Origin of the sequence: Neorhizobium sp. R1-B (assembly GCF_004368875.1) — a bacterium.
Classification (GTDB): Bacteria; Pseudomonadota; Alphaproteobacteria; order Rhizobiales; family Rhizobiaceae; genus Neorhizobium; species Neorhizobium huautlense.
Genome location: NZ_SOEM01000032.1, coordinates 20,971 through 39,659, shown reverse-complemented (window position 1 = coordinate 39,659; position 18,689 = coordinate 20,971). Strand labels below are relative to the sequence as shown.

Annotated in this window: 22 protein-coding genes; 11 read left to right on the top strand and 11 right to left on the bottom strand. The window is 61.5% G+C overall.

The features are described 5' to 3' along the window. Positions 1 to 145: 145 nt before the first annotated feature. Positions 146 to 835, bottom strand: coding sequence for an OmpW family protein (locus tag EDE05_RS25050; protein ID WP_105374215.1), 690 nt, complete (start codon positions 833 to 835; stop codon positions 146 to 148). Between the two features lie 260 nt (positions 836 to 1,095). On the opposite strand from EDE05_RS25050, the gene EDE05_RS25045 reads away from it, so the two are divergent. Continuing rightward, the gene (locus EDE05_RS25045; RefSeq protein WP_105374216.1) at positions 1,096 to 1,956 is read left to right on the top strand and encodes a hypothetical protein; all 861 of its coding nucleotides are present in this window, start codon (positions 1,096 to 1,098) and stop codon (positions 1,954 to 1,956) included. 22 nt (positions 1,957 to 1,978) lie between these two features. Here the strand turns inward: EDE05_RS25045 and EDE05_RS25040 are convergent, their stop codons facing one another. Next, the gene (locus EDE05_RS25040; protein WP_134103133.1) at positions 1,979 to 2,548 is read right to left on the bottom strand and encodes an N-acetyltransferase; all 570 of its coding nucleotides are present in this window, start codon (positions 2,546 to 2,548) and stop codon (positions 1,979 to 1,981) included. A 97-nt stretch (positions 2,549 to 2,645) separates the two neighbouring features. Further along, a complete protein-coding gene (gene odc2 / locus EDE05_RS25035) occupies positions 2,646 to 3,779 on the bottom strand; it encodes an ornithine/lysine decarboxylase (RefSeq protein WP_105374218.1) in 1,134 nt (377 codons plus the stop codon). Between the two features lie 529 nt (positions 3,780 to 4,308). Here odc2 and EDE05_RS25030 point away from each other — a divergent pair. From EDE05_RS25030 to EDE05_RS25020, 3 genes are all read left to right on the top strand, one after another. Beyond that, positions 4,309 to 5,202: a LysR family transcriptional regulator gene (locus EDE05_RS25030; RefSeq protein ID WP_105374219.1), complete on the top strand. Its 894-nt coding sequence runs from the start codon at positions 4,309 to 4,311 to the stop codon at positions 5,200 to 5,202. 88 nt (positions 5,203 to 5,290) lie between these two features. Then, positions 5,291 to 5,935 carry a DUF1007 family protein gene (locus EDE05_RS25025; protein ID WP_105374220.1) on the top strand — a complete coding sequence of 215 codons (645 nt, stop codon included), beginning with the start codon at positions 5,291 to 5,293 and terminating at the stop codon, positions 5,933 to 5,935. Next, entirely contained in the window at positions 5,929 to 6,969 is a 1,041-nt protein-coding gene (locus EDE05_RS25020) for a nickel/cobalt transporter (RefSeq protein WP_105374221.1), read from the top strand. Before EDE05_RS25025 ends, EDE05_RS25020 begins: the two co-directional genes overlap by 7 nt. Before the next feature lies 1 nt (position 6,970). Here EDE05_RS25020 and EDE05_RS25015 read toward each other — a convergent pair whose 3' ends face one another. Further along, positions 6,971 to 7,960 carry a zinc-dependent alcohol dehydrogenase family protein gene (locus EDE05_RS25015; RefSeq protein ID WP_105374222.1) on the bottom strand — a complete coding sequence of 330 codons (990 nt, stop codon included), beginning with the start codon at positions 7,958 to 7,960 and terminating at the stop codon, positions 6,971 to 6,973. 102 nt (positions 7,961 to 8,062) lie between these two features. On the opposite strand from EDE05_RS25015, the gene EDE05_RS25010 reads away from it, so the two are divergent. Next, positions 8,063 to 8,971 carry a LysR family transcriptional regulator gene (locus EDE05_RS25010; protein WP_105374223.1) on the top strand — a complete coding sequence of 303 codons (909 nt, stop codon included), beginning with the start codon at positions 8,063 to 8,065 and terminating at the stop codon, positions 8,969 to 8,971. On the opposite strand, the gene EDE05_RS25005 is transcribed toward EDE05_RS25010, so the two are convergent. Both EDE05_RS25005 and EDE05_RS25000 read right to left on the bottom strand, forming a co-directional pair. Next, entirely contained in the window at positions 8,972 to 9,172 is a 201-nt protein-coding gene (locus EDE05_RS25005; protein ID WP_105374224.1) for a hypothetical protein, read from the bottom strand. Then, entirely contained in the window at positions 9,169 to 9,864 is a 696-nt protein-coding gene (locus EDE05_RS25000; protein WP_105374225.1) for a GNAT family protein, read from the bottom strand. The genes EDE05_RS25005 and EDE05_RS25000 overlap by 4 nt, the downstream gene beginning before the upstream one ends. A 203-nt stretch (positions 9,865 to 10,067) precedes the next feature. Here EDE05_RS25000 and EDE05_RS24995 point away from each other — a divergent pair, with 203 nt between their 5' ends. Next, entirely contained in the window at positions 10,068 to 10,637 is a 570-nt protein-coding gene (locus EDE05_RS24995; protein ID WP_105374226.1) for a TetR/AcrR family transcriptional regulator, read from the top strand. Between the two features lie 53 nt (positions 10,638 to 10,690). Beyond that, positions 10,691 to 10,978, top strand: coding sequence for a YciI family protein (locus EDE05_RS24990; RefSeq protein ID WP_105374227.1), 288 nt, complete (start codon positions 10,691 to 10,693; stop codon positions 10,976 to 10,978). A 37-nt stretch (positions 10,979 to 11,015) separates the two neighbouring features. Here the strand turns inward: EDE05_RS24990 and EDE05_RS24985 are convergent, their stop codons facing one another. Both EDE05_RS24985 and EDE05_RS24980 read right to left on the bottom strand, forming a co-directional pair. Beyond that, positions 11,016 to 11,996, bottom strand: coding sequence for a pyridoxamine 5'-phosphate oxidase family protein (locus EDE05_RS24985; RefSeq protein WP_105374228.1), 981 nt, complete (start codon positions 11,994 to 11,996; stop codon positions 11,016 to 11,018). A gap of 10 nt (positions 11,997 to 12,006) precedes the next feature. Beyond that, positions 12,007 to 12,618, bottom strand: a complete 612-nt coding sequence (locus EDE05_RS24980) for a glutathione S-transferase (protein ID WP_105374229.1) — start codon at positions 12,616 to 12,618, stop codon at positions 12,007 to 12,009. Positions 12,619 to 12,733: 115 nt separating this feature from the next. Here EDE05_RS24980 and EDE05_RS24975 point away from each other — a divergent pair, with 115 nt between their 5' ends. Further along, complete coding sequence (locus EDE05_RS24975; RefSeq protein WP_105374230.1) at positions 12,734 to 13,642, top strand: LysR family transcriptional regulator; 909 nt, start codon at positions 12,734 to 12,736, stop codon at positions 13,640 to 13,642. Between the two features lie 18 nt (positions 13,643 to 13,660). Here the strand turns inward: EDE05_RS24975 and EDE05_RS24970 are convergent, their stop codons facing one another. Together EDE05_RS24970 and EDE05_RS24965 are read right to left on the bottom strand one after the other, a co-directional pair. Next, complete coding sequence (locus tag EDE05_RS24970) at positions 13,661 to 14,374, bottom strand: tellurite resistance TerB family protein (RefSeq protein WP_105374231.1); 714 nt, start codon at positions 14,372 to 14,374, stop codon at positions 13,661 to 13,663. A 94-nt stretch (positions 14,375 to 14,468) separates the two neighbouring features. Next, positions 14,469 to 15,119 carry a 2-dehydro-3-deoxy-phosphogluconate aldolase gene (locus EDE05_RS24965; RefSeq protein ID WP_105374245.1) on the bottom strand — a complete coding sequence of 217 codons (651 nt, stop codon included), beginning with the start codon at positions 15,117 to 15,119 and terminating at the stop codon, positions 14,469 to 14,471. 158 nt (positions 15,120 to 15,277) lie between these two features. Between EDE05_RS24965 and EDE05_RS24960 the strand changes: the two genes are divergently transcribed. Genes EDE05_RS24960 through EDE05_RS24950 form a run of 3 tightly spaced genes read left to right on the top strand, consistent with a single transcriptional unit; the run spans position 15,278 to position 17,698 of the window. Continuing rightward, positions 15,278 to 15,775, top strand: a complete 498-nt coding sequence (locus tag EDE05_RS24960; protein ID WP_105374232.1) for a CYTH domain-containing protein — start codon at positions 15,278 to 15,280, stop codon at positions 15,773 to 15,775. After that, a complete protein-coding gene (locus EDE05_RS24955) occupies positions 15,750 to 16,730 on the top strand; it encodes a CHAD domain-containing protein (RefSeq protein ID WP_105374233.1) in 981 nt (326 codons plus the stop codon). Before EDE05_RS24960 ends, EDE05_RS24955 begins: the two co-directional genes overlap by 26 nt. 23 nt (positions 16,731 to 16,753) lie before the next feature. Next, positions 16,754 to 17,698, top strand: coding sequence for a rhodanese-related sulfurtransferase (locus EDE05_RS24950; RefSeq protein ID WP_105374234.1), 945 nt, complete (start codon positions 16,754 to 16,756; stop codon positions 17,696 to 17,698). A gap of 164 nt (positions 17,699 to 17,862) precedes the next feature. On the opposite strand, the gene EDE05_RS24945 is transcribed toward EDE05_RS24950, so the two are convergent. Then, a complete protein-coding gene (locus EDE05_RS24945; RefSeq protein ID WP_105374235.1) occupies positions 17,863 to 18,624 on the bottom strand; it encodes an SDR family oxidoreductase in 762 nt (253 codons plus the stop codon). Positions 18,625 to 18,689 lie beyond the last annotated feature (65 nt).

Genomic DNA, 18,689 nt, shown 5'->3' with positions numbered 1-18,689 from the left:
CGCCCTTCCGCAGTTGCGCTTCACTTCGCTCGCCATGACCAGCTTACGGTGGGACTTCCACCCACAAGAATGCGCCCATGCTGGGCGCACAACAAGAACGGCGCGGTTATGAGCCGCGCCGTTCCGCCTACCGTTATTGTCGTTCTTAGAACCGGTAGGTCACCCCCGCCCCGATCAGCCAGGGATTGATCTTGGCCTTGCCGGAGAGCGGACCGAGAACGTCATGATCGGCCTTCCAGTCGGTTTCCAGGAAGATCTTCTTCACGTCGAAGTTCACGCCCCAATGCTGGTCGATCATGTAGTCGAAACCGACCTGCAGTGCTGCGCCGAAGTTGTTCTCTACGTCGAGGTTATGGAAACCGGCCTTTTCCGACTGGTTGTAGAACAGCGAATAGTTGACGCCCGCACCGACATAGGGCTTGAAGGCGCCGAAATCGGTGAAGTGGTACTGCAGCGTCAGTGTCGGCGGCAGGAGCCAGGCGCGACCGACCGGGACGCCGACGGCACCGTCTTCCTTGATATTGGCATAGGTCGTGCCGAGAATGAGTTCGGCGGCGATATTGTCGGTGAAGAAGTAGGTGATATCCAGTTCCGGGATCACCGAGTCAGAATAGGAAAGATCCGAGCCAGGAACACCGTTCACGGAACCCTCATCCTCAGTGATGACGCCCAAACCGCGTACGCGGATCTGCCACGGGCTTTGCCCAGTCACAACTTCCTCCGCCGCCGGGGCAACGGGAGCCGGCGTCAAATCCGCGGCCGCTGCCCCGAATGCGAAAAAAGCCGCACTTGTGCCCGCCAGCCATCTCAGATGCCGTGCGCCATTCCTGTTCATTTCGTCTCTCCTGGGATCAGAATCTCTTTGCGCAGACCGGTCTACGGCCTTCATCGAAGAGTCGGATTGATCAGGATCAACCCTCACCGCCCTGGGGATAGGAGTGGTAAATATGTCGCAGGGAATATCGCTTTCCGGCGGGTGAGCGGCCTGAGACTGCATATGCTGCCGCGGCGGTACAGCCTTCATTGCTGCGGACTGCTTTGCAGTTCCGACCGATTCGGCATAGGCTTGCCGCACTTGCCCGTCGAAGCCGCCCCATGCACATACCTTTCCGTTTTCTCATCCCGCTTCTGTTTCTTCTCAAACCGGTTGCCGGCGTGGCCGCCGGCGGGCCGGAGCGGGTGGAGCTCGACGCGCCTCTGCCCGGCCTGTCGGCGACTTATCTCGATCTCGCCAAGCGGATCGTCCCCGACCTCGCCAAGACGGAGGGTGCCGGCTGGCAAGGCTTCACGCTGGACGAGACGACCGCGCAAAAACTCGATCTGGATATCGATTGGCCGGACGGCCTGACGATCGAGAACGTGGAGGTCATCGACCTTGCCTCCGCCGCCCATCCGAACATCGCTGTCCTTTTCGATTTCGGGGGCTCAGGCGGTGATCCTGCCGCCCCTGCCCTTCTCGTCCTCTATTCCTTCGATGGCAGCCCCGGATTGCTACCGAAACTACGCGACGTTCTGAATGTCGGGCTCGATCGCGACACCGGTTTTCCAGACGCGGCCCTGCAGCCGCTCGGCCCGCAGTCGCAGCTGATCGTGGTGAGCAACGGCCACTGGAACTCGCAGCAGTCCTACCGGGACCTGACGCTGGTGCTGGCCCAGCCGGACCGTCTGCAGATCATCGATGATGTCATGACGTTCTCCGAAACGCTCTGTGGTCTGCGCCGCACTCAGGAGCCGCATATCTCGGTGAAGAAGGAAGCCACGATGCCGATGGCCGCCGTCCGTGTCGACGTCCTGCTGCACGACGAACCGATCAAAGAGCGGTGTACGGAAAAGGCTGTCGCCAGGCGTGACCGGACCATCGGCGCCACCTATCGCTGGAACAAGGTCGGCGGCCGATACGAGCCCGACTCCGCCGCGCTCGAACGGCTCGCCCTGGAAAACGAAAAACGTTTCTGACACCCCCCGGAGGGCCGGCGTATCAGGCCAGCTTGCGCCCGTTAGGCACGATCATGCCTGCGGCGCCTTCCAGCCAGCCGGCCTTCAGTTCCAGCGCCAGGAAACGAGAGCGCTCGAAGGGGCCGGGCATGACCAGATGCCGGGTCTTGTCGGCAAAGAAGCCGAACCGTTCATAATAGGCCGCATCGCCCACGAGCAGGACGGCACCGTGGCCGCGCTTATGGGCCTCGGTGATCGCCGCACGCATCAATGCGCCGCCAATCCCCTTCCCCTCATGAGCGGAATCGACCGCCAGCGGGCCGAGCAGCAGCGCTTCGATCGGAGTACCGTCGGGCGAGATGCCGGCTTCGACATTCCAGAGACGCACGGTGCCTGTCACATGACCGTCCGTATCGCGGGCGACGAGCGCAAGACCCTCCGCCGGCACGCGGCCGCGGCGGATCTTTTCAGACGACTTCAGCCTGCGATCCGGGCCCATGGCGCGATCGAGCAGGTTTTCGCGAGCCACCCCGTCGGCCGGTGTTTCGGCGTCGATGATGAAAGTGGTGTTCGGCGCAAAAAGGGCGCGGACAGAATCAAGAACAGTGGCCATCTTGGCCTCCCGAACTCAAAACCGTTTCAGACGGCATCGGAGGATCATTGTGAATGTGCCGCCCCGACTGGTTACGGGGCCGGCGGAAACGAACGTCTTAGATGACGTAGGCCTTGAGCGGCTCGAAGCCGTTGAAGGCGACGGCCGAATAGGTCGTCGTATAGGCGCCGGTGCCTTCGATCAGAACCTCGTCGCCGATCGTCAGAGAGACCGGCAGCGGATACATGTTCTTCTCGTACATCACGTCGGCCGAGTCGCAGGTCGGGCCGGCAAGCACGCAGGGCTCCATCTCGTCCTGATCACGCTCAGTGCGGATCGGGTAGCGGATCGCCTCGTCCATCGTTTCGGCAAGACCGCCGAATTTGCCGATGTCCAGGAAGACCCATCGGTGATTGTCGTTGTCCGACTTCTTCGACACCAGCACGACTTCCGCCTTGATGACGCCTGCGTTGCCGACCATGCCGCGGCCCGGCTCGATGATCGTCTTCGGCAGGTTATTGCCGAAATGCTTGCGAAGCGAAGCGAAGATCGCCTGGCCATAGGCTTCGGCAGACGGCACGTCGCGCAGGTACTTGGTCGGGAAACCGCCGCCCATGTTGACCATCTGCAGGACGATGCCCTGCTTGGCGAGCGAGCCGAAGACGCGCTTGGCATCGGCAAGAGCCGAATCCCATGCATCGACCTTGGTCATCTGCGAACCGACATGGAAGGACACGCCGTAGGATTCCAGGCCCAGCTGGTGAGCGTAGACAAGAACGTCGACAGCCATCTGCGGCACGCAGCCGAACTTGCGCGACAGCGGCCATTCGGCGCCCTCGCCGTCCGTCAGCACGCGGCAGAACACCTTCGCACCCGGTGCGGCGCGGGAGATCTTCTCGACTTCCTCATGGCTGTCGACGGCATAGAGGTCGACGCCGAGCGCAAACGCACGAGCGATGTCGCGCTCCTTCTTGATCGTGTTGCCGAAGGAGATCCGGTCAGCCGAAGCGCCGGCGTCGAGCGCCATCTGGATTTCGGCGACCGAAGCGCAATCGAAGTTGGAGCCCATCGAAGCAAGAAGCTTCAGGATTGCCGGCTCCGGATTGGCCTTGACCGCGTAATAGATCGCGCTGTCCGGCAGGGCATGACGGAAGGCGGTGAAATTGTCGCGCACGACATCGAGATCGACAACAAGGCACGGCCCTTCCGGACGTCGGCTCTTGATGAAGTCGAGGATACGAGCAGTGGTCATCGGTCAGTCCCTTCAAATCTTCAGGCTCCGGCTCACGAACCGGAGGACAAAGGACGGATGAGAATGCGTTCGGCCCAGTTGGTGGAGACACCGGTACCGTGAACACGCTCAAACGCGCGATATGTGGATCAACGCCCTGCCACGAGCAATGATCCGGCTTTGTCTGCCTTGGATTGGAGGGTTGTCCCTACCGCACTTCCGGCAATGATGGTGTGCCTCTTCAGTATTGCAGGCTGATGGAAAGCCTGCAGAGACCAGAAAGGCCCGCACCGTCGTTGCTTCAAGATGTCCTCGCATTTCCCGGTTGGCCGGAATAGCGACTGGAGGGGTTAGTTCCAGGTACCTTACCGATGACCTCACCTAATCGAGGGTCGGCGGACACCCACAGGCACGTGCGACTTTGGGCAAGCCGGGAGATAAGAATATTCGCCGTCATAATCAAGAGATTTTTTGGCCGTCATCGAAAATTCGCATTGCACAATCGCCGACGGCATCCCACCTAGGACTTCACCAAGCAAGGGGGCGACATTTGGATACTCTGACACGCATGCGGGCCTTCATCGATGTGGTTGAAGCGGAAGGGTTTTCAGCCGCCGCACGACGGACCGGCCGGTCGAAGGCGCTGCTGTCGAAATATGTGCGCGAATTGGAAGACGACCTGGGCGCGCTGCTGCTCAACCGCACCACCCGCCAGTTCTCGATGACCGAGGCCGGACACACTTATTATCGCACCGCCGCCGACATCCTGAAGGAGATCGACAACCTTGCCGATCTGGTGCGCGAAAACAACGCCGATCTCAAGGGACGGCTGAGGGTTTCCGTGCCGCGCACATTCGTCGATGCCGAGGTCGGCCAGTCGCTCATCGATTTCGCCAAGACGCATCCGGACGTGTCTCTGGAAATCGTCGCGGAAGACCGGTTCGTCGATCTGATCGAGGAGAATTTCGATCTCGCCATCCGAATCACCAAATTGGAAGATTCCGGCCTGATTGCCAAGAAGCTGTCCGACTTCCGGGTCTATACCGTGGCGACGGCGGATTTCGTTGCCCAATACGGGCCTCTGGAACACCCGCAGGACCTCAACCGGGTTCCCTTCATCATCGATACCAATTCGCGCTGGCACAACAATGTGCGCTTCACGAATGCCGAAGGCTCCACCATTTCGGTCGCCGTCAGCGGTCCGATAGAGGTCAACAGCCCGCAGGCGACGCTCAGGGCCGCCCGCGCCGGCATCGGCGTGGCGATCATCCCGGATTTCATCGCCAATGCATCGATCCAGTCGGGCGAACTCGTTACCCTCTTCGACGACTACATTGCCAGGGATCGCGGCATCTATGCCGTCTACCCGCATCGTCGCTACCTGCCGGCCAAGGTCAGGAGCTTCGTCGATTTCCTCTCCGCCTGGTTCCGCAGGCAACATTGAGCCGATAGGCTCAGTCAGCCCGAGTCGAAATTCCGTCTCATTTACGAGGCAAAGCAGGCACTGGCGAACGGGGAGAATCAGACGGATTATGCGTTATAATATTGCAACAATTGTAACGCTTGCGGCAATCTGCTCACCGCTTCCAGCACTTGCCCATCCGCATATCTTTGCCGAAGCCAGGCTGGAAGTCGTTGCAGGCAATGACGGCAATCTCGGTGAACTGCACAATGTCTGGCGCTTCGACGAGGTGTTCTCCTCCAGCGTCCTGCTCGATTTCGACAAGAACACCAATCTGAAGCTGGACGAGGACGAGCTTGCCGAACTCGGCGAGGTGATGCGCAAGTCGCTTTCCGATTACCATTATTTCACGACCATCACGATGGATGGGGCGAATGTCGGCGTTCAGCAGCCGGACGCGATCCATGTATCGCTCGAAGGCAGCCAGATTCTCGTCATCTTCGCGATCAAGCCGGAAAAGCCCGTCCCGCTGAAAGGCAAGCTCGCCTTCGGCATCTATGATCCTTCCATGTACACCTCGATCGATTTTCCGACCGATGGCGACCTGGTGGCGAAGGGGTCCGGTTTCACACATTGCCAGCACAAAGTGGTGCGTCCGGATCCAGACGAAGTGCTTTCGCAAAACAGCGCTTCGCTGACTGACGCCTTCTTCAGCGATCCGACCGGCACCGACATGTCGAAATTGTTCGCCACCAGACTGGAAATGACATGCTGACAATCCGCCGCACTCTGGCGCTGACCGTTCTTGCGGCGCTGGTGATTGCCGGCGCCGCGCATGCCCAATCGCCGCTCGGCGTCGGATCGGCCGAACCCGCCTTCTCGGTCGGCGGACCTTTCGGTCCCTTCCTCGCCTGGATCAACACGCATCAGCAGGCGTTCTACCGGGCGTTGACGGGCGCGCTGAGAGCGATGCGGGAGGACCCCTGGGCGCTTTCCGGCTTGATCGGCCTTTCCTTCGCCTACGGCGTCTTCCATGCGGCCGGCCCCGGGCACGGCAAGGCAGTGATCTCCTCCTACATGATCGCCAACGAGATCGCGCTGAAACGCGGCATCGTCATCTCCTTCGTTTCCTCCCTTCTCCAGGGCGCGGTGGCGATCCTGCTGGTCGGAACAGCCTTCGTGCTGCTGCGCGGCAGCGGCATCTCCATGACGCAGGCGACCCAGGCCATGGAGATCGCAAGTTTCGCGCTGGTGGCGCTTTTCGGCGCCTGGCTGCTTTTCAGGAAGATACACGCGCTCCGCATGCGCGTGGTGAGCCTTCCGATGGCCGCACCGGCCGCCTCCGCCGCCCTCGGTGGCCGCGGTTCGACAGGTCTCAATTTCCGGGCGGTCGAGGTACAGGATCACGAATATCAGGGCCAGGGCGACTATTGCGAGACCTGCGGCGTCAGCCATATGCCGGACCCTGCAACGCTGGAAGGAAGGGACTTCAGCCTGCGGGAAGCCTGGTCGGCGATCATTGCCGTCGGCCTGCGCCCCTGTTCCGGTGCCATCCTGGTGATGAGCTTTGCGCTTCTGAACAGCCTTTATCTCGGCGGCGTGCTTTCGGTGCTGGCCATGTCGATCGGCACCGCAATCACCGTGACGATCCTGGCAAGCATAGCGGTGGGCGCCAAAGACCTCGCGCTTCGGATCGCCGGCCCCGGTTCACGAACAGGACGGCGCATCGGCCATGCAATCGAAATCGGCGGCGCGCTTTTCGTGCTTTTGGTGGGCCTCTCCCTGCTCGGGGCGTCGCTGCAGGCCTAAGTCAGATCGTTACGACGATCTTGCCGAACTGCTGGTTTGATTCAAGAAAGCGGTGCGCCTCGACGATCTCCTCGAACGGAAAGGTTCTGGCAATGACCGGTCTGAGCAAGCCTTTTTCCAGTCCTGCAAGGATAAACGCCTTGGCCGCTTCCAGCCGAACAGGGTTCCCGGTGATCTCGTGGACGAGATAACCGCGCAGCGTCAGGCTCTTGACAAGCACTGTGAAAAGCGGAAAGGGCGTCGGTTCCGCACTCAGCCCTCCATATTCCAGAAGAAGCCCACCGCGCGACATGGCGGCCGTCAGCGGCTCGAAGATCGGGCCGCCGACCGCATCCAGCACCACCCTGACGCCTTCCGCTCCACTGATCTGCTTTAGACGAGCCTCCAGATCCTCTTCCGCCGAAGCCACAACATGGGTGGCGCCTGCCTGCAGCAGTGCCTCCTTCTTGGCCGACGTTCTCGTGATGGCGATGGGAGTCGCGCCGACAAGATTGGCGATCTGGATCGCGGCAAGCCCGACACTGCTCGAAGCCGCGCTAATGGCGACGAAATCGCCTTTCGCAACCTTTGCGATCTCGATCAGGGCGCCGTAGGCGGTGAGATACGACATCCAGAGGGCGGCTGCGGCCTCGAAGCTCAGTGAGGGCGGATGCCTGACCAGAAGACGGGCTGGAAAGGTGACCTCGTCGCCATAAGCCGGCCAGCGGATCATCGAGATGGGTGGCACGATGCTGACGGCGTCGCCCGGCGCAAATTCTTTGACGCCCTCCCCGACCATGTCGACAATGCCGGCCGCCTCAAGCCCGAGGCCCGAAGGCAGGCTGGGCGTTTCGATATAGGTTCCGGCCCGCAACAGGGCCTCGGCACGGTTGAGGCCGAGCGCCTTGACGCGAATGCGTACTTCACCCTCTCCAGGTGGCTGAGCATCGATAGTCTCGATGCGCAGAACCTCGGGACCACCATGCTCATGGAAGCGAACGACGCGTGCCATTGATACAACTCCGAAATTATTGAGTTGAATGAGCTATGACATCCGTCAAATCCGCGATAAATGCCAGTTTTGGCGAGACAGAAATAACCAGAGCTTTCGAATATGGATCGATTGAGCAGCATGGCCGTATTCGTCAAGGTCGTCGATCTGGGCTCCTTCGCGGCGGCCGCAGGGGCGCTTGATCTTTCCGCTCCCATGGTCGGCAAGCATGTGCAGTTTCTTGAGCAGCGGCTGGGCGCCCGCCTTCTCAACCGGACGACGCGCCGCCAGAGCCTTACCGATCTCGGCCGCGCCTATTACGACCGCTGCCGGATGATTCTCGCAGAAGCGGAGGCCGCCGACGCATTGGCAGTCGATCACCAGTCGGAGCCGCGCGGCCGGCTGAGGGTGGCCGTGCCCGTCCATTTCGGGCGGCATTGCGTCCTTCCCGTGCTGATGGACTTTGCACGGCAATATCCGGCACTGGAGCTGGATCTCTCCTTTGGAGACCGTTTCGTCGATCTTGCCGATGACGGCTATGACCTGGCGATCCGTACCGGCGAACTGGAAAGCCGCGCCGGCGTCATCGCCCGCCGTGTTGCCCGCCAACCCATGGTCGTCTGCGCCTCACCGGCCTATCTTGAAAACCACGGCCGGCCGGATACCGCTGAGGAACTCGCGAGCCATCGCGCGGTAGTCTACCGGCGGTCTGGACCGGTTCCGCCCTGGCTGTTTCCAAAAGAAGGGCTGCCGCCGCTGGAAGTGACTCCGCCCAACCGCATCCGGCTGGACGATCTCGATGCGATCGCCGATGCCGCCGTGATGGGCATGGGCCTGGCGTGGGTGCCGTACTGGCTTGTGCGCGGGCGGATCGAGACCGGCGCGCTGATCAGGCTCCTTCCGGATCAGCCGCCGTTTCTCTACGATTGCCACGCCCTTTGGCTGCAGACGCCGTATCTGCCGTTGAAGGTCCGGCTCGCCGTCGACGCCCTTGCGTCCGCACTGCCGCGGCTCATGAGAGCCGGCGCCTGACTATTTCCGCCGCTGGAAACGAGCCCTCAGCCAGAAGATCAGGAAGAAACAGAGGAGCAGCGCCGCGCCGACGACGAAGCCGAGCACGGGCGAATAATTGCCGATCCAGAGCACCAGTGTCGGCAGGAAATAGATCACCAGTCCGACGCAAAGCAGGATGACAGCGGCGGCAATCGCCTGGGAACGGCTCTCGGGAGTCATGCGGCAGTTCCCTCTGCAATCTCGGTGCGGATATCTTCGAGCTTGCGTTTCTGCTTGCCGTCCGCATCGAAATTCTCCGGCGCAAGCCAGGCTTCGAAAGCGGCCTTGATGACCGGCCATTCGCTGTCGATCATCGAAAACCAGGCGGTATCGCGGTTGGCGCCCCTAGAGATGACGTGCTGGCGGAAGACGCCCTCGAAGGTGAAGCCGTAGCGGCGCGCCGTCACCTTGCTCGCCTCGTTTTCATTGTGGCACTTCCACTCGTAGCGGCGGTATCCGAGATCGTCGAAGACGTGCTTCGCCATCAGGTAATGCAGCTCGGTCGACATGGGCGACCGCTTCATCGCGAGGCCGTGGGCGACGGAACCGACTTCCACCACGCCATTCTTCGGGTCCGGGCGCATGTAGCTCGCCATGCCAACAATCTCGCCGGTGGCGTTCTCGCGGGCGATCAGCGTGACATAGCCGCCCGCCTGACGGACCGACTGCAGCCAGCGATCAAGGTCGTCGGCTGTGGCGTAATCCTCATTGGGAAAATACTTCAGGAGGTTGTTGATGCCCTCCGCGCCGCCGAGTGCGCCCCAAAGCCCCTGCAGGTGCTTTTCCCTTTCATAGGGCTCCAGGGTGACGAACCGGCCCTTCAGGGTAACGGGCGCGGGTGCACCCACTTTGTAATTCTTGAGATCGCGCATGGAAGGCCTCTGTCTTGACGAACAGAGGCTTAGGCCAGCGCATCGGGAAAGGCAACGGGCGCCTCCGATAGGCCGCCACAGAGCAGCCGGATAAATTTCCCTTTGGATCGTTCAACGTCTCTTGACTGACCTAGGTCAATCGTCCTAATCAGTTTGTAGGACAATTGACCTAGAATTGGAACCGGCAGAGGAAGAAGACGAGGATGAACGCTGCAAACACCCGGCAGCATATCGTGGAGGCCGCAGACCAGCTCTTCTACGAGCATGGTTTCGAGGCCACGTCCTTTGCCCACATAGCGGAGGCGGTGCAGCTTTCGCGCGGAAACTTCTATTATCACTTCAAGAGCAAGGACGAGATTCTGGATGCAGTGATTGCCAGGCGGCTTTCAAATACTGCAGCGATGCTCGACGCCTGGGAAGCCGAGAGCCCCACCCCTGCCGAGCGCATCCGGAGCTTCATCCATATCCTCATCACGAACCAGACGAAGATCATGGCCTATGGCTGCCCAGTCGGCACTCTCTGCAATGAACTCGCCAAGCTCGATCACGTTGCGCAAACCGATGCAAGCAAGCTCTTCACGCTGTTCCGCGACTGGTTGGCGCGTCAGTTCGAAGCCATGGGTCGGGGTGCCTATGCCGATGCGCTCGCCATGCATCTCCTGATGCGCAGCCAAGGCGTTGCGGCGCTCGCCACCGCATTTCGAGACGAAGCCTTCATCCGCCGGGAGGTGGATGACATGTGCCAGTGGCTGCAGAGCCAGCAGCCTTGCTGATCAACCCGTTTCCAACCGCTTCCTGACATCCGGCCTGAAGGAGGGCCTGTCCCATGTTCGTCGTCACGCTCCGATTTTCCACCAACAAGTCCCAGGCCCCGCAATTCATGGAGGCCCACAATGCCTGGATCAAACAGGGATTCGAAGACGGCATCTTTTTGCTGACGGGCAGCGTTCTGCCGGGAATCGGCGGCGTGGTCCTGGCCCACAACCTCTCGCGCGCCGAACTGGAGGCGCGCGTTAAGGCAGACCCGTTCGTCAAAGAGGGCGTCGTGACTGCCGATATCCTGGAAATCGCTCCAGGACGCACGGACGACCGTCTGGCATTCCTGAAGGCGTGAACCACCGCCACACCCCGATCGGAGACCGGCACGGACTTTACGCCTCTGACTGGACCGCCGTGTCCTCACCCTGCCAGCTGCCGGTCGCCAATGCAAAGGGCGACCATTCCTCCAGCTCGTAGCGGATGGGCAGGGCGTCGGCCCGCCAGACGACCCTGCGCGGGCGGAACCGCCAATAGCGTTCGGCACCTTCAAGCGGACGGCCTTCCGGATGATCGAAAAGCAGCTCCGCATCGCCGGTCATCTGCAGCAGATTGCCCGTGGAAAAGTCCACAAAGACAAGCCCTGCACGCGGATTGATCGCGATATTGCCGAGCGTGTTGAAGAAGCGATTGCCGACGAAATCGGGTATCGTCAGCCAGCCGTCGTCGCCCACATGCACGAAGCCCGACCGGCCGCCGCGATGGGAGACGTCGACCTGACGCCCGCCCGGAAGGTCGGCATAGGTCGCGACGAAAAATGTGTCGGCCTGCCGCACCAGGGCCAGTGCGGCTCCTTCGAACGTGGAGCTTTCTCGCGGGGGCACAGCGGAAGGCTTTTCCGGTTCTCGCACGAACCTGACCTGCCGAAGCTGGATGTATTTCGGGCAATTGCCGAAACTCTGCTGTACAGAAAGATCGAAGCCGCCAGTATGTCGGTGCAATGTGCCGTTCAGCCGGTTGCGGCGCCGGGTGCCGAGATCGATGCCAAGAAGCGCGAGAGACGCGCCATCATCCATTCCGGTCTCCGCTGGATCGGCAAACTCCCTTTCCAGCTCAACCGAAAGCCTCTCGGAATCCGGCGCCTGGAGAAACCCTGGCAGGCCGGCCCGAAGGGTCGCCCAGACATCACCGCCCGGATCCACGGCTCCCAGGACCACCATCGGCAGCAGTGGATAGAACTCCCGATGCTGATCGATCAGGTGGTCGCGCACCACACGGCGCCCGATCTCGTCCATCCGCGCGTCCACGCCGTACCGCGCCTGGAGAGCAATTTCGCCGGGATGCCATGGCGATGGAGGCAGGATCGGGCTATCCATGACTTACTCCTCAGGCTGCAAGGCCGACCGGCGTCTTCTGGAAATCGACAAAGCCCGGAAGAGCCTCGACTCGGCTGAGCCAGGCGCGGATGTTCGAATAGTCGGCAAGATCCACGTCTCCTTCCGGCGCCCGCGCCACGTAGCTGTAGAGAGCGACGTCGGCGATCGTCGGAGCTTCGGAGGCGATCCAGCGTCGGCCGTCGAGAGCGGCATCGATGAGCGCCAGGATGGCATGCGAGCGGGGAATGACCTCTTCGGCGCGGTAAGGCGCCTTGAAAACGTTGATGAGCCGCGCCTGAGCCGGTCCATGGGCGATCTGGCCAGCAGCGACCGACAGCCACCGTTGAACCTCGGCGGCACCCTTGGCGTCCTCGGGAAGCCAGTCGCTCCGTCCGGCCTTCTTTGCGAGATAGATGAGGATCGCATTGGAATCGCAGACGATCGTGCCGTCGTCGTCGAGCACCGGAACCTGGCCGAATGGGTTCAGCTTGAGGAAGTCGGCCTGCTTGTGCTCCCCTTTCGAAAGATCCACGAAGACCAGTTCGTGATCGATGCCGAGCAGCGACAGAAAGAGCCGGGCGCGATGCGCGTGGCCCGATAGCGGATGGTGATAGAGCTTCATGTCAGCCTCCTGATTGCAATGACGCCGTCATGATGATTGTTAATCCTGATGATAGTAAGATAGAAATCGCAAACTGAACCATTCCGAAAACTGAAATAATTACGGCGGAGGCAGCATGGACCGGTGGCAGGCGATGCGGGTGTTCGTGCAGGTTGTGGATAGCGGCGGTTTTGCCCCGGCTGCCAAGCTCCTGCATATGAGCCCTCCTTCGGTGACGCGGGCTGTCGCCGGGCTTGAAGATTTGATCGGCACGCGTCTTCTCGTCCGCACGACCCGTTCGTTGAAGCTGACGGCGGCGGGCGAAGGTTATGTCGCAGATTGCCGCCGTATCCTGTCGGAGGTCGCGGAAGCGGAAGCCAATGCCGCGGGCAGTTTTACGCAGCCGGCCGGCTTGCTCACCGTCACCGCGCCTGCACTTTTCGGCCGCATCCATGTGCTGCCGGTGATCCTGGATTTCCTGGACCGTTATCCCGCCATGCAGGTGAAGACCGTTTTCGTGGACCGGGTCACCAATCTCGTGGAAGAGGGCCTGGACGTGGCCATCCGCATAGCCACCCTGCCAGCCTCCGGGCTGATCGCCCGCCGCATCGGCTCGATCAGGCAAGTGCTCTGCGGCTCGCCGGACTATTTCAGCCGGCATGGCGAGCCGGAGAAGCCGGAAGATCTGGCGAGCCACGCGATCATCGGGCGCGACGGGCTGTTCGGGCACTCGGAATGGCTCTTCGGCAAGGACAGCGGCATGCGCGTGCCGGTAAGCTCCAGGCTCATCTGCAACACCAACGACGCGGCGATCGCCGCTGCCGTGGCGGGCTTCGGCTTGTCCCGGTTCCAGTCCTACCAGGTCGCACCTGAAATCGAAGCAGGGCGCCTCAGGATCGTGCTTGCGCAATACGAGCGCGAACCGGTGCCGATCCATATCGTCCATGCGGAGGGACGAATGGTCTCCGCCCGCGTGCGGGCCTTCGTCGACTTCGCCGTCGAACACTTTCGACGGCAGGCCGGCATGGATGCGGGAGCCGCGTGAGGCGTGAGGGAGGCTCGCTCAGACCTTGACCTTGGCCGCCGAGACGGTCGCGTCGATATGATCGATCAGCGCATCCGGCAGGCCGAGGCGGCCGGCAAGCAGATCGAGATAGCCGCGTTCGGCGCGGGTATCGGGATCGATCGTCACCCGGGTGGCGGTATAGAGTTCGACCTTCTGCTCCTCGGTGCGGGCGGCGGCGATCAGATCGTCCATGTCGACCGGATTGGCGAGCTCCTGCGCGATGAAGGCTTCGGCCTCGGAACCGAGATCCACCGCATGCACCTTGTCCATGATATTGGCCCGCTCCGCCGCATCGATATGCCCGTCCGCCTTGGCAGCGGCGATCATGGCGCGCACCAGGGTCAGCGCGAAATCATTGCTGAGCTGCGGCGACTGCGGGCTGAACGGAGAATCGGCCGGCGGCGGCAAAAGCGGGGTTTCCGTCTGTGGCGCGGGCTGCGGAGCAGTCTGCGGCGACTGGCCGGACTTGTAGTTCTTATAGGCGAGATAACCGAGACCGGCGATCGCCGCGATGCCGCCGACGGTCGCGACATTGCCGGCGAGGTTGCGGCCGGTCTTCGTGCCGAGGAGTGCGGCAACGATCGCGCCGGTGGCCATCGGATTGTTCTTCGCAAGCTGGGTCGCCTGCCCTGCCCTGTCTCTCACGCTTCCCGACATGCCGGGTATCTGCGACCCCAGAAATTGATCGAGAAGCTTTTTTGCGTCGAACATCGTCATCTCCCGTTGATGGAATATGGTCAGGAGATAGGAAGCATCGTGCCGGATACAAAGAAGATGACGGAAATTTCACCTTCAGCGGCAAGCCTTAAGCCTTCAGCGCCGCCGCTTCGGCAGCGAGCTTGGTGATGCCGGCCCAATCGGCGGCCGCGACGAGCTCCTTCGGCGCGACCCACGAGCCGCCGACGCAGACGACATTCGGCAGCGAGAGGTAGTCATTGGCATTTTTCAGCGAAATGCCGCCGGTCGGGCAGAAGAGGGTGCCGGCGAGCGGCGAAGACAACGCCTTCAGGTAAGCGGCGCCGCCGGCCTGTTCCGCGGGGAAAAATTTCAGGACGTCGTAACCCTTCTCGCGCAACGTCATCACTTCGCTGGCGGTCGCTGCACCCGGCAAGAGCGGAACTGGAGAATCCTGGGCAGCGGAAAGCACGCCGGGCGTGACACCGGGCGAGACGATGAAGGTAGAGCCCGCCTTCACGGCGGCATCCCAGTCGCGGGCATTAAGGATGGTGCCGGCGCCGACATTGGCGCCTTCCACCTCGGCGGCGACCGCCTTGACCGCATCGAGGGCGGCCGGTGTGCGCAGGGTGATCTCGATCGCTCTGAGGCCGCCGGCGACGAGCGCCCGGGCAAGCCCGACCGCAGACTTCGCATCGTCGACGATCAGCACCGGTACCACCGGCTGCAGTTTCAGGATGGAAAGCAGCTTTTGTGTCTTGCTTTCGGTCTGGCCGGCCATGGCGATCATCTCCGCTAAAACGATTGAAATCTTGTGGTGGGAGATAACGCCCAAGCCTGTCATTGTCGAGAAAAAATGCCGCATAGTGCCCATGCGGGTTTGCCAAAACACGACTTTGCACTAGGGTTGCAGAAGGTTCCAAACCAAGTCAGGCGCCTATGGCCAAGGAAATCGAACGCAAGTTTCTGGTGAAAGGCGACGGATGGCGTTCCGAAGTCTCGTCGTCTTCCGATTTCCTGCAGGCCTATATCGCCTCCGGCGACGATCGCTCGGTACGTATCCGCATAATGGACGGCAAGCGCGCCAAGCTCACCATCAAGATCGGCACGAGCCTGATCGCCCGCGACGAGTTCGAATACGAGATCCCGCTTACCGATGCCGAGGAAATGGCGAAAACCGCGATCGGCGTGGTCCTGGAGAAGACCAGACACGAGGTCAAACACGCAGGCTACGTCTGGGAAGTGGATGTCTACGACGGAGCCTATAAGGGGCTCGTAGTGGCCGAGGTCGAGATGGAGGACGAGAGCGCCCAGCCGGAACTGCCGGACTGGATCGGAAAAGAGGTTACGGGTGACCGTCGCTATTCCAACCTGGTCATGGCGACCGAAGATCTGAGCGCAGAGCTGTCCGATGCCCTATCGTCTGAAGCCCGCTAAACGCTTCACCGCCGAGTTTTGCGCGGTGGCAGAAAGCCAGCTTGCCCGCGCGATCCAACTGCTGGAAGAACAGCCGGACGGCCCGCACGAGGCGGTGCACGATGCTCGCAAACGTTTCAAGCGGGTGCGTGCCCTCTACCGGTTGATCCAGCGCGACCAACCTGAATTTCGCCGGCGGGAAAACGCCCGGATCCGCGACATGGCTCACACGCTCTCGGCAGTCCGCGACGCGACCGCGCTGGTGGAGACGGTCAATTACCTCGCAGAACATGCGACCTCGGCGGAAGAACTCGCCGCGCTGACGGTGGCCTCGAATGCGCTGACGGAACGGCGTGATCGGATCGCTTCCGAAGAACACGACCTCCCCGCCAAGATGGCAGCAGCGATCGCGACCTGCAGGCAGGCCATTGCCGCACTTGGAGAACTCGACCTCGACGACGACCCCCGCAAGACGGCAAAACGCCTTGCGGCGGCCTGGAGGAGACAGCGGTTGAGGGCGCTTGCCGCACTTGCCGCCTGCGAGGAACATGCCGACGCCGAAGTCTATCATGAGCTGCGCAAAAGCGGGCAGACCTACTGGATGCACCTGTCGCTGCTCGGCGAGATCTGGCCTTCGGCAATGCTCGCCAAACAGATGCAGGCAAAGGAACTCGTCGATCTGCTGGGCCACGAGCACGATCTTTCGGTCCTGACCGGGCTGGTCAATGAAAGTCCCGAGCTTTTCGGCGACAGCGAGACGCTGGCGCTCGTTCTCGGCGCCATCATCGCCCGCCAGCAGGCCTTGCGTCATGAAGCGATCGAAAAGGCACACGAGGTCTTTGCCGATGGTGCGGAGACCGAAAGCGGCCTGATCCGCCTTCTCTGGGGAAAAGCGGCGACCTCACCGCGAAAGACCAAAAGCCGCAGGGCGAAAGCCAATGGCAGGGCCGGGAAAGAAACCGCGTTGCGCGGCTAGGCGCAAAGCTGTATTTCAGCGCCATGACAGACAATCTCGCTATATCGCGCCCGGAGACATCCGGCGCCTTTCTCGTAGCCGCGCTTTATCATTTCGCGCGTTTCGACCGCTTTGAGAGTTTCCGCGACCCGCTGCAGGCCTTCTGCGACGAGAACGGCATCAAGGGGACGCTGCTTCTTGCCCGCGAAGGAATCAACGGCACCGTTGCCGGCTCCGACGACGCCATTCGGCGCCTGCTCGCCTTTCTCCGTGCGCAGCCGGAATTTGAAAAGCTGGAGCACAAGGAAAGCCGCGCCTCGAAAATGCCCTTCCTGCGCATGAAGGTGCGGCCGAAAAAGGAAATCGTCACGATGGGCGTCGAGGATATCGACCCCAACCGGATCGTCGGCACCTATGTGCAGCCGAAGGACTGGAATGCGCTGATTTCCGACCCGGATACGATCGTCATCGACACCCGCAACGACTACGAGACGGCGATCGGCATCTTCAAGGGCGCAATCGATCCGAAGACGAAGACGTTCCGCGAATTTCCCGACTGGGTGAAGAACAACGCAGGCCTGCACAACAAGCCGAAGATCGCCATGTACTGCACCGGCGGCATCCGCTGCGAAAAGGCGACGGCCTTCATGAAGGAACAGGGCTTCGACGAGGTCTATCACCTGAAGGGCGGCATCCTGAAATATCTGGAGGACGTACCCGCGGAGGAAAGTCTCTGGGAAGGCGCCTGCTTCGTCTTCGACGAGCGCGTCTCCGTTGAGCATGGGCTGAAGGAAGGCAATCACAAGCTCTGCCATGCCTGCCGCAACCCGATCACCGCCGAGGAGATCACCTCGCCCCATTACGAGGAGGGCGTCTCCTGCTCGCATTGCTACGACAGCCGTACGGACGAAGACCGTGATCGCTACCGGCAACGGCAGCACCAGATCGCGCTCGCCAAGAAGCGCGGCCAGAAACATATCGGCGGATGAAGCAGGCATTATTGCCTTCCGTCATCTGAGGAATGGCAAGGGACCGTACCTTCCGACTGGAGATGGAGCATGCCTGCCGGAAGGGTAGTCCCGAGCTGATTTGCAAGCTCGGGACCATATGCATCTGCTCCGGGGCTCATGCGCCGGAGCATTGGTTTTCGATGTTAGATTCCAAGTCCGCCGGCGATATTGATCGCCTCGCCGTTGATGTAGCCCGCATGGGGACCGGCGAGGAAGCAGACGGTTTCCGCCACCTCTTCGAGGGTTGCAATGCGACGGATCGGATGCATATCAAGGATAGCGTCACGGTTCGGAAGCTCGCCGGCGACGTCGGCAGCCATGTCCGTCGGCATGATCCCCGGCTGGACCACGTTTACCGTGATATTGCGAGGCCCGAGGTCGCGCGCGATGCCCTTGGCGTATCCGGCCAGCGCCCACTTCGTTCCGGCATAATCGGCGACCCCCGGGAAGAGTACATAAGAGCCGAGCAGAGAGCCGATGAAGATGATCCGGCCACCGTCGGCCAGTTTGGGCGCTGCGGCACGCGTGTTGGCAATCGTCCCCAGAACATTGACCTGCCACTGACGGTTGTATTTCTCTCCGTCAAGCTCCGGATCGTCCACCGTCTGTCCCTGGATCGCAATGCCGGCATTGTTTACGAGGATATCGAGTCTGCCAAACTCGGCGAGCACCCTGTCGATCAGCGGCTTCGCGGAAGCAAGGTCAGCTTGGTCGCTCTTTACCGAAATCGCGCGTACGCCCTTCCCCCTCAGCTTCTCCACCACAGCTTCTGCCTTATCCGCCGAAGCGGCGTAGCTGATGGCAACGTCTGCTCCGTGGGCGGCAAGCGCTTCCGCGGTCGCAGCGCCAAGGCCCCGGGAACCGCCGGTCACCAGGGCGACCTTTCCTTTCAATGTATTCGACATGAGATTCCTTCCTTTGAATATGTCGCGGGTACCTGATGTCTGGTATCCACCATTAACATAACGGA